The organism is Synechococcus sp. R6-5 (genome assembly GCF_047461775.1).
Classification (GTDB): domain Bacteria; phylum Cyanobacteriota; class Cyanobacteriia; order Thermostichales; family Thermostichaceae; genus Thermostichus.
Genome location: NZ_JANSHV010000152.1, coordinates 1 through 11,418, shown reverse-complemented (window position 1 = coordinate 11,418; position 11,418 = coordinate 1). Strand labels below are relative to the sequence as shown.

At 57.9% G+C, this 11,418-nt stretch carries 14 protein-coding genes and 1 pseudogene; 7 read left to right on the top strand and 8 right to left on the bottom strand.

The features are described 5' to 3' along the window. The 3 genes from NW818_RS08980 to cysW all read left to right on the top strand — a co-directional run. Nucleotides 1-595 (top strand): sulfate/molybdate ABC transporter ATP-binding protein (locus NW818_RS08980; protein ID WP_414424353.1); only part of this gene is annotated, 595 nt, incomplete at its 5' end. 6 nt (nucleotides 596-601) lie between these two features. Continuing rightward, nucleotides 602-1,414, top strand: coding sequence for a sulfate ABC transporter permease subunit CysT (gene cysT / locus NW818_RS08975; RefSeq protein WP_414424352.1), 813 nt, complete (start codon nucleotides 602-604; stop codon nucleotides 1,412-1,414). Further along, the gene (gene cysW / locus NW818_RS08970; RefSeq protein WP_414350068.1) at nucleotides 1,404-2,237 is read left to right on the top strand and encodes a sulfate ABC transporter permease subunit CysW; all 834 of its coding nucleotides are present in this window, start codon (nucleotides 1,404-1,406) and stop codon (nucleotides 2,235-2,237) included. The genes cysT and cysW overlap by 11 nt, the downstream gene beginning before the upstream one ends. Nucleotides 2,238-2,253: 16 nt before the next feature. Here cysW and msrA read toward each other — a convergent pair whose 3' ends face one another. The 3 genes from msrA to NW818_RS08955 all read right to left on the bottom strand — a co-directional run bounded on the left by msrA (nucleotide 2,254) and on the right by NW818_RS08955 (nucleotide 3,936). Beyond that, a complete protein-coding gene (gene msrA / locus NW818_RS08965) occupies nucleotides 2,254-2,922 on the bottom strand; it encodes a peptide-methionine (S)-S-oxide reductase MsrA (protein WP_414330118.1) in 669 nt (222 codons plus the stop codon). Between the two features lie 81 nt (nucleotides 2,923-3,003). Continuing rightward, the gene (locus tag NW818_RS08960; RefSeq protein ID WP_414424351.1) at nucleotides 3,004-3,579 is read right to left on the bottom strand and encodes an ABC transporter permease; all 576 of its coding nucleotides are present in this window, start codon (nucleotides 3,577-3,579) and stop codon (nucleotides 3,004-3,006) included. Between the two features lie 9 nt (nucleotides 3,580-3,588). Next, entirely contained in the window at nucleotides 3,589-3,936 is a 348-nt protein-coding gene (locus tag NW818_RS08955) for a hypothetical protein (RefSeq protein ID WP_414424350.1), read from the bottom strand. Between the two features lie 475 nt (nucleotides 3,937-4,411). Between NW818_RS08955 and NW818_RS08950 the strand changes: the two genes are divergently transcribed. The 3 genes from NW818_RS08950 to NW818_RS08940 all read left to right on the top strand — a co-directional run bounded on the left by NW818_RS08950 (nucleotide 4,412) and on the right by NW818_RS08940 (nucleotide 5,812). Then, the gene (locus NW818_RS08950; RefSeq protein ID WP_414424354.1) at nucleotides 4,412-4,933 is read left to right on the top strand and encodes a sigma-70 family RNA polymerase sigma factor; all 522 of its coding nucleotides are present in this window, start codon (nucleotides 4,412-4,414) and stop codon (nucleotides 4,931-4,933) included. After that, the gene (locus tag NW818_RS08945) at nucleotides 4,930-5,280 is read left to right on the top strand and encodes a hypothetical protein (protein WP_414343942.1); all 351 of its coding nucleotides are present in this window, start codon (nucleotides 4,930-4,932) and stop codon (nucleotides 5,278-5,280) included. Before NW818_RS08950 ends, NW818_RS08945 begins: the two co-directional genes overlap by 4 nt. Before the next feature lie 109 nt (nucleotides 5,281-5,389). Continuing rightward, a complete protein-coding gene (locus NW818_RS08940) occupies nucleotides 5,390-5,812 on the top strand; it encodes a Spy/CpxP family protein refolding chaperone (RefSeq protein ID WP_414398914.1) in 423 nt (140 codons plus the stop codon). Nucleotides 5,813-5,969: 157 nt separating this feature from the next. On the opposite strand, the gene xth is transcribed toward NW818_RS08940, so the two are convergent. The 3 genes from xth to sfsA all read right to left on the bottom strand — a co-directional run bounded on the left by xth (nucleotide 5,970) and on the right by sfsA (nucleotide 8,845). Continuing rightward, nucleotides 5,970-6,755: an exodeoxyribonuclease III gene (gene xth / locus NW818_RS08935; protein ID WP_414330217.1), complete on the bottom strand. Its 786-nt coding sequence runs from the start codon at nucleotides 6,753-6,755 to the stop codon at nucleotides 5,970-5,972. Between the two features lie 12 nt (nucleotides 6,756-6,767). Beyond that, complete coding sequence (locus NW818_RS08930; protein ID WP_414424349.1) at nucleotides 6,768-8,027, bottom strand: GTP cyclohydrolase II; 1,260 nt, start codon at nucleotides 8,025-8,027, stop codon at nucleotides 6,768-6,770. A 98-nt stretch (nucleotides 8,028-8,125) separates the two neighbouring features. Beyond that, the gene (sfsA, locus tag NW818_RS08925) at nucleotides 8,126-8,845 is read right to left on the bottom strand and encodes a DNA/RNA nuclease SfsA (RefSeq protein WP_414424348.1); all 720 of its coding nucleotides are present in this window, start codon (nucleotides 8,843-8,845) and stop codon (nucleotides 8,126-8,128) included. 304 nt (nucleotides 8,846-9,149) lie between these two features. On the opposite strand from sfsA, the gene NW818_RS08920 reads away from it, so the two are divergent. Continuing rightward, nucleotides 9,150-9,752, top strand: a complete 603-nt coding sequence (locus NW818_RS08920; RefSeq protein WP_414332504.1) for an NYN domain-containing protein — start codon at nucleotides 9,150-9,152, stop codon at nucleotides 9,750-9,752. Between the two features lie 46 nt (nucleotides 9,753-9,798). On the opposite strand, the gene cbiE is transcribed toward NW818_RS08920, so the two are convergent. Continuing rightward, on the bottom strand, nucleotides 9,799-11,058 hold the full coding sequence (gene cbiE / locus NW818_RS08915; RefSeq protein WP_414424347.1) for a precorrin-6y C5,15-methyltransferase (decarboxylating) subunit CbiE: 1,260 nt from the start codon (nucleotides 11,056-11,058) through the stop codon (nucleotides 9,799-9,801). Then, nucleotides 11,059-11,418 (bottom strand): annotated as a pseudogene (locus NW818_RS08910) (hypothetical protein); the annotation flags it as partial.

Below are 11,418 nucleotides of genomic sequence, written 5' to 3'. Positions count from 1 at the left end.
GCCGCAGGTGTTGCTGTTGGATGAGCCCTTTGGGGCCCTGGATGCCAAAGTCCGCAAAGAGCTGCGCAAGTGGTTGCGGCGCCTGCACGATGAGGTGCATGTGACAACGGTATTTGTAACCCATGATCAAGAGGAAGCCATGGAGGTGGCGGATCAGATCGTGGTGATGAACCAGGGGCGGATCGAACAGGTGGGATCCCCGGCAGAAATCTATGACCATCCAGCTACACCCTTTGTGATGAGCTTTGTCGGCCCGGTCAACGAGCTTTCTCCCCGCTCCCAACTCTTTTGCCAGCTTCCCGAGGTGCAGGCCGGCCCGCATCAGCTTTTTTTGCGCCCCCACGATGTGCAGATTGAGGTCAACCCCGGCAGCAGTGGTGTTTCTGCCCGCGTTAAGGAGATCATCCACCTGGGTCGGGAGATTCAGGCGGAGCTGATTCTTAGCGATGGCGGATCCCTGTGGGCCCATCTCAGCCGCGAGCAATATGCCAACCAACCCCTGCAGGTGGGGCAGCAGGTCTATGTGCGCCCCAAGGTGGTGAAAGCCTTTCCCGTCAAAAAAACCGAGATGACCGCAATGCCGGTGGGAGCTTGAGAAACGTTGCTGCAAGCTTTGTCTCAACTGTCTTGGCCGTGGCGGCTGACCCTGGGCTATCTCTTCTTGATGTTGGTTCTGCCGCTGGCTGCCTTGATTGCCAAGTCCAGCAGCGTGGGCTGGGCGGAGTTTTGGCGGATCGCGACGGATCCCGTGGCCCTCTCCGCCTATGAAGTTACTTTTGTAACCGCGTTGCTGGCGGCTCTGATCAACGGCGTGATGGGCACTTTGACCGCTTGGGTGTTGGTGCGCTACGCCTTCCCCGGCAAAAAGCTCCTCGAGGGGTTGATCGATCTGCCCTTTGCTTTGCCCACCGCCGTGGCCGGCCTCACCTTGGCGACGGTTTACAGCAGCAACGGCTGGGTGGGATCCCTTTTGGCCCCCTTGGGGATCCGCATCTCCTTTACCCGCTTGGGGGTGGGGGTGGCGATGCTGTTTATTTCTTTTCCCTTTGTGGTGCGGACGGTGCAGCCGGTGTTGCAGGAGCTGGAGAAAGATGTGGAAGAGGCAGCCTGGAGTTTGGGGGCTTCCCGCTTTCAGACCTTCCGGCGCGTGGTGCTGCCCCAGATTCTGCCGGCAGTGCTCACCGGGGTGGCCCTGGGGTTTTCCCGCGCCGTGGGGGAATACGGCTCTGTGGTGATCATCGCTTCCAGCATTCCCTTTCGGGACTTGATTGCGGCGGTGCTGGTGATTCAGCGGCTGGAACAACACGACTATGCTGGGGCAACGGTGATCGGAACGGTGATGTTGGGGATCTCTTTCCTGTCGCTGGTGGTAATTAACCTTCTGCAAGCCTGGGGAAGTCGCCATGAAACCTGACGAGGTAGCAGGTGTCAAACCGAAGCCCTCAACATGGCTGTCGGGCCTGTTGATCGGGATCGTCGGGCTTTACATCGCGCTGCTGCTCGGGATCCCGGTGGTGAACATCTTCTATCAGGCGTTTCGAGAAGGGATCCCAGCCTTTCTCCATCGCCTGACAGAGCGGGAGTTGCTCAGTGCCCTGCGGTTGACGGTGCTAACCGCCCTGGTCGTTGTGCCCCTCAATACCTTTTTCGGCCTCTGTGCCGCCTTGGCCATTGCCCACCGGCGTTTTCCGGGGCGGGCCCTGCTCCTGAGCCTGATCGATCTGCCCTTTTCCATTTCCCCGGTGGTGGCCGGCCTAATGCTGGTGCTCATCTTCGGGCGTCAGGGTTGGCTGGGATCCTGGAACTTGCGGGTTATCTTTGCATTTCCGGGCATTGTGTTGGCAACGGCTTTCATCACCCTTCCTTTTGTGGCGCGGGAAGTGTTGCCGGTGTTGGAGGAGGCAGGCACCGACCAGGAAGAAGCCGCCAAAACGCTGGGGGCGACCCCCTGGCAGATCTTCTGGAGAATCACCCTGCCCAACATCCGCTGGGGCCTTTTGTACGGCGTCATCTTGACCAATGCCCGCGCCATGGGGGAGTTCGGCGCTGTGGCTGTGGTTTCCGGCAACATCATCGGGCGTACCCAGACCTTGCCCCTGTTCGTGGAAGATGCCTACCGCAGTTATGCCACCGGCTCAGCCTATGCGGCGGCGGTGGTGCTCTCCTTGCTGGCGGTGGTAACCCTAGTGGCTAGGGAGTTCCTTGAGCGGGGATCCCATTCCCGCCGGATCTTTTGATCCGTCAGGGTGTGGATCAGACGGGCTCGGTGAGGATCTCTGGCAGACAAACCTTAGTGCCCCCCAGGCCGCAGTAGCCGCGCGGATTCTTGGCCAGATATTGCTGGTGGTAGTCTTCGGCGTAGTAAAACTCAGGCGCGTCTAAGATCTCGGTGGTGATCTGGCCGTAGCCGTGGGCGGTCAGGGCCTGCTGATAGAGATCGCGGGTTTTTTCCGCCAGCTCCCGCTGCGCCGGAGAATACACATAGATGCCGGAGCGGTATTGGGTGCCCACATCATTGCCTTGGCGCATCCCCTGGGTAGGGTCGTGATTTTCCCAAAACACCTTCAGCAGTTGGGCATAGCTGACCTGAGCTGGGTCGTAAACCACCCGCACCACCTCGTTGTGGCCAGTCAGGCCAGTACAGACCTCTTCATAGGTGGGGTTGGGGGTAAACCCGCCAGCGTAGCCCACCGCTGTGCTGAACACCCCTGGCACCTGCCAAAACTTGCGCTCTGCCCCCCAGAAGCAGCCCATGCCGAACATGGCCAGCTCCATGCCCTCGGGAAAAGGCGGCTGCAGCGGATGGCCATTGACAAAATGCCGATTCACGATCACCATCGGCTCGGCCCGGCCCGGCAAGGCTTCTTCCGGTTTGGGCAGGGACAGTTTCTTGCCAAGTTTGCCAAAGCCAAAGAGCACCATAGGGACAGCCCGATACATTCGTTAACACTTACCAGCCTAGCTCAGTTGGCTCCTCATGTGTTGGAAAAATCCTTGATCGGGTCAGCTCACCGATTCAAAAGCCCCCAGCCGCTTGGCCACTAGCAGATAGACGGTCATGATCCCCATCGGCACAACCGTGAAGGCTGCCGCCAAGGGAATGTTGCCAGAGGTGCCCTGAAAGGCGAGAACTGCCTGCCCGATGAAATAGCTGGAATTGCCCAGAGAATAAGGCACCACAAAATCTCCTAGCGTTAAGGAAAAGGTGAAGACCGACCCGGCCAGGATCCCTGGCAAGGCGAGGGGAAGAGTAACATGGCGGAATGTTTGCCAACCCTGAGCCCCCAAATCTGCAGAAGCCTCAATTAAGCTATCAGGCACTCGCTCCAAAGCCGCCTGGATCGGCAGAATCATATAGGGCAGCCAAACATAGAGAAACACCAAGAAAATACCCAAGTTGGATACAGCCAGCGATGGCCCACCGATCCCGGGCAACTGCAAAATCTTTTCCACCCATCCCTGTAGGCCCACATGGGCGAGTAGGTAGGTGAGGATCCCTTCTTTGGCCAGGATCAACTTCCAGGCATAAACCCGAATCAAATAACTAGACCAAAGCGGTAGGAGCACCAACAAGTACAAAAAGTCCTTTCAGCGAGGAGAGGCCAGTCTGACCATGGTATAAGCCAGAGGAAAAGCCAACACAATTGCAGCTAGGGTCACTGCCAAAGCCATAGTCAAGCTGCGGACAAAGATATCCACGCTGGCAGGAGTGAGCAGCTCCCGATAGGTGGCCAAAGTCAACTTTCTCAGGATCAGGCCGGTAAAGGGATCCAGATGATAAAAACTTTGCAGCAGCAGCGCCAGCAGCGGCCCCAAGTAAAAGACCAGTAACCAAATGAGAGGTGGCCCCAACAGAATGGCAAGGATGAGCGTCGGGTGATGATAGAGGAATCCAAACAGATCGGGTTTATCGGTTATCTGAGTTGTTTTGGCCATGGCCAGGCAGGCATGAAGATCAGCTTTTCATTCCCTCTTTTTGGTGTTATTGGAATTGTAGGTCGACGAGCCAATAGAATTCAACAGAATTGGGATTGAGAAAGTGCGAACAGGCAAGAGGAATTGGCTTGTCTACACCTGCCGGCGGGTATCCTTTGAGGGAAAACGGCAATCAGAAGATGCCGGTATGGTCATTTCGACTCAAACTAGGACACTGCACCCACACCTAAAACATTGGTCGCGTCGTCGCGTCAGCGCTGCGGAGCAATAATGCATGGGGCCATAAGGCTTTTCTCGTATAGCCCAGGTGTCTCACTCTAGCCTAAACGACCATATCTTGCTTGGCGGGAAGTGGAGGGCCATCGTAGACAGGGATCCTTTGAACCTTTTGGGGGATTGGGAGTCAGACAAAGCAAGGTTGAGAACAAGGGAGCGTCCTCTCGTGCAGGCGGCAAAGGATACATCCGATTGGGAGCTGATCCAGCGCTGCCTCAACGGCGACAGCCAGAGCTTTCGCCAACTCTACCGCAAATACCAGCAGTCGGTACGGAATATCCTCTATCCCTTGTGTGGAGCCGATCTTTTGGATGACCTGGTACAGGAAGTGTTTATTCGTGCCTGGAAAGGGTTGCCTCGGTTTCGCGGCTCGGCCCAGTTTTCCACTTGGCTGTATCGCATCTGCTGGAATGTGGCCTCAGATCAGCGACGGCGCTGCGCCCGGCAACACTCCCAAACCCAAAACCTGGTCCTCGGATCGGATATCGCTCACCCTGGCCCCGACCTGATGCACTTGCACTACCAACAGGCTCTACAGCAAAGCATGGCCCAGCTCAGCCCTGAACACAGAATGGTTCTGATTCTGCACGACCTAGAAGATCTGCCCCAGAAAGAGATTGCCGAGATTTTAGGGATCCCGGTGGGAACGGTGAAGTCCCGGCTGTTTCACGCCCGTGCCACCATCCGTCAACACCTACTTCAGGAGGGCATTACCCCATGAGTGAGCACCCCAACCCCCTAGCAGACGAGCGGCTGCGCCACTTTTTGCGTCAATATCGCCCCCTCCCTCCCCCTGCGGCCTCTGGGCTGGAGGAGCAGATCCTTCAAGTTGTGGCGACTCATCCACTTCATGGCCGGCTCAAGCACCCTTGGCGTTGGGTTGGCATCTCCCTTTTGGCGGGCGCTTTGCTGGGCTGGATTGGCTATCAGCGCTGGCAGGTACAGGTGGTGGCCCAGGAGACCGAAGCCCTAGAAAGTTTTTTGGTGAGCACTTGGGGAAGCTTGCTGAGCCCAGAGGGAACAGAAACCGAAACTTGGTGGATAGAACGCGATCCAGAGGGATCCTAAATCCATCAGCCTCACGAATATCCCCCTTCATTGACCATTACACCGCTGAGACTTCTGAGACCTTGGTCAGATTCTTGGTCAGATTCTTAGAAAAAGCCTGCAAAGAACCATGAGAAATGCTTGGATTTGGATCCCCATTTTGCCACTCTACCTGGGATCCCTGGGTGAACCGGTGATGGGCCAACCCCGCCCCCTGCGAATGATGGATTTGCGCCGCCCCTTTGCTCGCAATTTGCGGGAGCTGAACCTCTCCGACGAGCAGTTGCGGCAATTGCAGCAGATCCGCCACCGCAAACAGGAAGAGTTGTTGGAGCGCATTTTGGAGTGGAGGGCAGCCCGCGGTCGATTGCGGGAGTTGCTGGTCGGCGATGCCCCTGAGTCAGAAGTGGCAGCTCAATTTCAGCGGGTACAACAGCTAAGCCAAGAAGTAAATGCCAAACGTTTTGAGGCAGTTCTGGAAATGCGACAGGTCCTCAGCTCAGAACAGCGGCAACACCTGCTGAAAATTCTCGAAGAGGCCGCTCCATTTTAATTGGATGGCTGGTTGGTATGAGCTGTTATGGTCATTTAAACAGGAATGAAACATTTCCGCCTGGCTCCCCTCTTCCTCTGAGAGAAGGGGTGAAGGCAGTGGCAGGGAGCGTTTGGGGAGTGTCTCAACCTAGCTTGAAATGACTATAACAAGGCGCTTAAATATCCAGGGCAACAATGACAGGGGCATGATCGCTGGGTTTTTCGGCCCGCCGTGGCTCAACATCGATCCAGCAAGCGGTGGCTTTCTCCTGTAGCTCACGAGACAGATAATGATGATCAATGCGCCAGCCGCGATTCCTTTGAAACCCCCCCGAGCGATAGTCCCACCAGCTAAAATGGCCGGGATCTGGGGTGAACTTGCGAAACGCATCCTCAAACCCCAAAGCCAAGATCTCCCGCAGGGCTTGTCGCTCCGGTTCGGAAGCCATGATTTCTCCCGCTTTTTGGGGATCATAAATATCCCGATCTTCCAGGGCAATGTTAAAGTCCCCGCAGAGCAGGATGGGATCCCCTTGGCTCAGGGCAACGGCGAGGTAATCCTTCAGCGTGGCTAGCCAGCGCAATTTATAGGCATATTTTTCCGATCCCACCTCAGAACCGTTGGGCACATAAAGGTTGAGAATACGGATCCCGCGGTAGATGGCGCTCATCAGCCGCTTTTGCTCGTCCAAATCTGCCGCCGCAGGCAGCAGCGCACCAAACCCCCGTTCTACTTTTTCCGGGGGATCCCGGCTGATCAGAGCCACACCGTTGTAGGACTTTTGCCCGTAGACCTCCACATGAAAGCCCCGCTCCTGAAAGGCCGCCCGGGGAAAGTCTTCATCCACCACCTTAGTCTCCTGCAGGCAGAGCACATCCAGGGATCCCTGGCTGTCCAGCCAAGCCAAAACCTGAGGCAGCCGGGTGCGAATGGAGTTGACATTCCAGGTGGCCACTTGCATGAAGGATCCCGCTCACTCCACCAAGGCTCTTCCTCGGATTTGGGCCAGCCGCTCCGCATCCAGCACCTCCCCCTCGGTGTAGTAGCCGGCAGCTTTTTTGGCCTCGATCTCCACACGGGCATCCGCCGGGATCAGCTCTTCTGGGATGGGCACCCGCTGCACGACCTCAATGCCGGAGTTGGTGATGGCTCGATACTTGAGGTCGCTCATGGAAATCAGGCGATCGATTCGGGTTATGCCCAGCCAATGGAGCACATCCGGCATCAACTCCTGAAACCGGATGTCTTGCACCCCTGCCACACACTCGGTACGGGCGAAGTAGGCATCAGCCCGATCCCCTCCTTCCTGGCGCTTGCGGGCGTTGTAGACCAAAAACTTGGTCACCTCCCCCAAGGCGCGGCCTTCTTTGCGCAGGTACACAATCACCCCAGCTCCACCGGCCTGGGCCGTCTTAACGCATTCCTCAATGCCATGCACCAGGTAGGGGCGGCAGGTGCAAATATCCGAGCCAAACACATCGGAACCATTGCATTCGTCGTGAACCCGCACCGCCAGGGGCAAAGCCGGGTCGGTGATGGCAGCCACCTGCCCGATGATGTACACCGTCTGGCCACCGATGGGCGGCAAAAACACCGATAGGTCTGGACGGGTCACCAATTCTGGAAACATGCCTCCCGTTTGCTCGAAGAGGGTGCGGCGCAGCAGGCTTTCGCTCACCTGCAATCGTTTGGCGATCCCCGGCAGGTACCAGACCGGCTCGATTGCGGCTTTGGTGACCACCAGGCTGCCATTGTCTTTGAGGATCCGGCCATCCACCCGTAACCGCCCTTTGTTGACCGCCTCCTGCAGTTCTGGCATGTGGATGTGGGCCTGAGTAATGGCAATAGTAGGGCGAATATCGTAGCCCTGGGCATAGAGGGGAGCAAAGACTTCCCCCACAACTGCTCCCCAGGGATCCAAAGACACAATCCGGTCTGGATCTCCCCAGCTTGGGTGAGGGCCAATCGACACCACCGGGGCAGTATGGGTTAAATCGGCGCGGTGATCCGCCTGCAGAGAGCCACTGGCTACAGCCAATGCCCGGTAAACAGCGTAGGCTCCCGCATGGGTGCCGATGACATTGCGATGGGCAAGATTGGTCAGGCTACCCACCACCGGCCCCCGCTGCAGTGGATCCAAGGATCCCCAGCGAATCGGCTGGGCTTGCGTCCCATAAGGGGAGGGATGGGAGGTGAGAACAATGTGATGAGGACGGGAGGAAGGTTCGCTCATGGTCCTCAAATGCCTGGAAAATGGAAGAATCTGGAGAAAACAGAATTATAGGCGATCCCCAGCCGTTTCCAGAGAGCTTGCCCCTTCTTTTGGGGTGCCTAGACAACGATTTTGGCCAAACCCAAGGGGCGGATCCCTGTCGGCGAAACCTCGACCCGATAGGGCAACATCTCTACCCCGACCTGCAGGGCCTCACGAAACAGACGGGCATAGCGGGGATCCCGTTCTTCGCCGGGGGCAAACTCGGTGCAATCGGCGCGATTGATCCAGTACAGCAGCAGAGCCCGCTGCCCCTGTTGGCGGATCTGGATCAGATCTTCCAAGTGTTTTTGGCCGCGGGTGGTCACCGTATCGGGAAACAGCGCACGGGATCCCACAGCCCAGGTGGTATTCTTCACCTCCAGATAGGCCGAGCCAGCGTCTCCTGTCAGCAGAAAGTCGATTTTGCTCTTGCCGCAGGTCACCTCCCGTTGCCGGCGGGAAAATCCTGCCAACTGGGGAAACCACCCTCGCTCCAGCCCCCATTCCACCAGGCGATTGGGCAAGCTGGTGTTGATCCCCACCCATACCCCATCCACCTGGATCATCTCCCAGGTGTAGGCCAGTTTCCGTTTTGGCTCCGGGTGATGGGAGAGGTACACAGGTGCCCCCACCTGACAGACCCCACTCATCGGCCCCGTGTTGGGGCAATGGGCGATGATCTGTTGCCCGTTTTCCAGCTCCACATCGGCCAAAAACCGCTTGTAGCGGCTGCGCAGCACCCCTCTGTGCAAGGGGCTCGAAAAGCGGTAAGGCACCGGCCCATCCCTGCACTCCATCCGCAAAGCCTCTCCTTATCGTAGGTATTTTTTCTTTAGGATTTTGGAAATCTTCTCCGGGGATCGTCTCTCCTGCGCTAGGGTGAATCATGTGTCCCAAGGCTTGGGGCAGCCTTTTACGGCTTTTTCCGACTTCATGGGAATTCTGCAGATCACTCTGGGAAGCAGTAAGATCCCTATCGCACAAGAGAGGCGTCTGCATTAGCTGTAGTCAGTGCTGCCGGAAAGAGCTGTATTGGCGATTAAACCCATTTAACACCTCTTTTTTCTGCCCTTTTGTCAAAACTTGGAGAAGAAAACCCGAATGCTGCGTCTTGATCCTGATCCCGGCTTTCAGCCTGCGGATCCCTTGCAGGACAACCGTGGGCGTGTGGCCATATTCATCGACGGATCCAATCTGTTCTATGCCGCTCTGCAACTGGGCATTGAGATCGACTACACCCGCCTGCTGAAGACGCTGAGTGGTCGGTCGCCCCTTTTGCGCTCTTTTTTCTACACCGGCGTCGATCGCAACAACGAAAAGCAGCAGGGGTTTTTGCTCTGGATGCGCCGCAATGGCTACCGCGTGGTTACCAAAGAGCTAACCCAGTTGCCCGATGGATCCAAGAGAGCCAACCTGGATGTGGAAATTGCCGTGGATATGCTGTCGCTGGTGCGCTGGTATGAGACGGCTGTGCTGGTGAGCGGCGATGGAGACTTGGCCTACGCGGTCAATGCCGTTAGCTACCAAGGGGCGCGAGTGGAGGTGGTTAGCCTGCGTTCCATGACCAGCGATCAACTGATCAACTTGGCGGATCGCTACATCGACCTGGAATCCATCAAAGACCAAATCAAGAAGACCAACCGTCCCTCCTCCGCCTACCTGTACCGACCGGGGTTCACCGCCGATGAGGAGGACGAGGGATAACTTTCCCTCCCCCACAGGGAGAAGGGAAAGCAGAGCAACGGGGGGCTTACTGGGCTTTCCAATTTGAAGGGATCCCTTGCAGCAGGTAAACCGGGTTCAGGGGGGCAAAGCGGGTGCCCTCGGCCAGGACGGCAGAGCGGGAGATCTGAACGTGATCTACTCGAACTTGCCAGCCCCGAGAACGCAGCCATTGCAGGGCTTCACTGCAGGTTTCTAGGGTAGCGAAGTTGGCCACTAAGATCCCTCCAGGCCGCAGGCGGGCTTCCACCACCGGCAGCAGGTCGCGGATCCCTTTGCCGCCACCGCCCAGCACCACCCGATCCGGATCTGGCAGGTCGGCCAACACTTGGGGGGCTGCCCCCGGGATCACCTGCAGGTTCTCCAGTCCAAAGCGTTGCCGGTTGCGCCGAATCAGGCAGATGCCGGCGGCATTCCGCTCAACGGCGTACACCTGAAGTTGGGGGGAAAGACGGGCTATTTCGATGGCCACCGAGCCGGTGCCGGCACCGATGTCCCACACCACGCCCTCCTGGGGGAGCTGCAGGGATCCCAAGGTGAGCAGGCGGATGGGCTGCTTGGTGATCAAGCCGGGCTGGTCGGGAAAGGTGTAGAACTGGTCGTCCGGGATCCCGACCAAAGGCCAGCGATGGGGATCTGGCTCCGGTTCTACCCGTCGCAGCACCACCACGTTGGGGTTGGAGAAGGATGAATTCTGACCTTCCTGGAGGGGCACGATCTGCTCTTGAGGGGATCCCAGTTGACTACAGACCCAGGCTTGGTAACGCACCGGCAGCCGCAGGTCGGCAATGAACTGGGCCAAGACGGTCGGTGTATGCTCCGGATCGGTGAGCACCACGATCACAGGGGATCCCTGCTTGAGAACGGCTTCCAACCGCTCCACTCCCCGCCCGTGCAGGCTGAGGATGGTCGCCTCCTGCCAGGGGATCTGCAGGCGGTTCAGGGCCAGCTGCACCGAGCTCACCTGCGGATAGAAGGCCAACCGCTCCGCTGGGAAATACTCCGTCAACAGCCGCCCGATCCCGAAAAAAAGCGGATCCCCGCTGGCCAACAAAACTAGGGATCCCTGAGCCATCTCCTGCTGCAAAAGCGGGATCCAACTTTCCACCGGCCCGGTGAGCGGGATCTTGCGGGCCGGATGATCGGTAAAGTGCCGGAGCAGATGAGGGGCTCCTGCCAAAACCCTGGCTTGGGAAAGGGGGGGGATCCCCCAGGAAGCCACAGAGCCATCCCCCGCTACCCCTACGACCGCAAGCTGAGGTGACCGCCCAGGTGCTGCCGTAGCCATTTAACGTTCGACAGGTGGGTGGTATTGGCGCATGTGATTGAGAAAATCCAGTCGCAGCTCCGCCACTTCCCGTTGCATTTCCCGCATCTCCCGAATAAAGCTGAGTTGAGCCTCGATCAGGCGGCCATCGCGCTCCCGAAATTGCTCCATCATCATGGCTTGCGCTTCCCTCAGTTCGGCAAACCCAGCCTGCATATCTCGGCGGCACTCCTGTATGGCCACCTCCAGCTCGTCTCCCCGCTCTTCGTTCTGTCGAATCCGCTCCTGGTTCTGTTGGATCAACGCCCTGATCTCCTGGATTTCGGTCTGGAGTTGGGCTTCCATAGCCTGCCGCTCGGCCCGCATTTCGGCCATCTGGGC

Bases quoted from the DNA above. Each gene is read 5' to 3' on its own strand.
- cysW (WP_414350068.1), top strand. From the start codon at position 1,404: ATGAAACCTGACGAGGTAGCAGGTGTCAAACCGAAGCCCTCAACATGG.
- msrA (WP_414330118.1), bottom strand. From the start codon at position 2,922: ATGGTGCTCTTTGGCTTTGGCAAACTTGGCAAGAAACTGTCCCTGCCC.
- NW818_RS08955 (WP_414424350.1), bottom strand. From the start codon at position 3,936: ATGGCCAAAACAACTCAGATAACCGATAAACCCGATCTGTTTGGATTC.
- NW818_RS08945 (WP_414343942.1), top strand. From the start codon at position 4,930: ATGAGTGAGCACCCCAACCCCCTAGCAGACGAGCGGCTGCGCCACTTT.
- NW818_RS08940 (WP_414398914.1), top strand. From the start codon at position 5,390: ATGAGAAATGCTTGGATTTGGATCCCCATTTTGCCACTCTACCTGGGA.
- xth (WP_414330217.1), bottom strand. From the start codon at position 6,755: ATGCAAGTGGCCACCTGGAATGTCAACTCCATTCGCACCCGGCTGCCT.
- NW818_RS08930 (WP_414424349.1), bottom strand. From the start codon at position 8,027: ATGAGCGAACCTTCCTCCCGTCCTCATCACATTGTTCTCACCTCCCAT.
- sfsA (WP_414424348.1), bottom strand. From the start codon at position 8,845: ATGGAGTGCAGGGATGGGCCGGTGCCTTACCGCTTTTCGAGCCCCTTG.
- NW818_RS08920 (WP_414332504.1), top strand. From the start codon at position 9,150: ATGCTGCGTCTTGATCCTGATCCCGGCTTTCAGCCTGCGGATCCCTTG.
- cbiE (WP_414424347.1), bottom strand. From the start codon at position 11,058: ATGGCTACGGCAGCACCTGGGCGGTCACCTCAGCTTGCGGTCGTAGGG.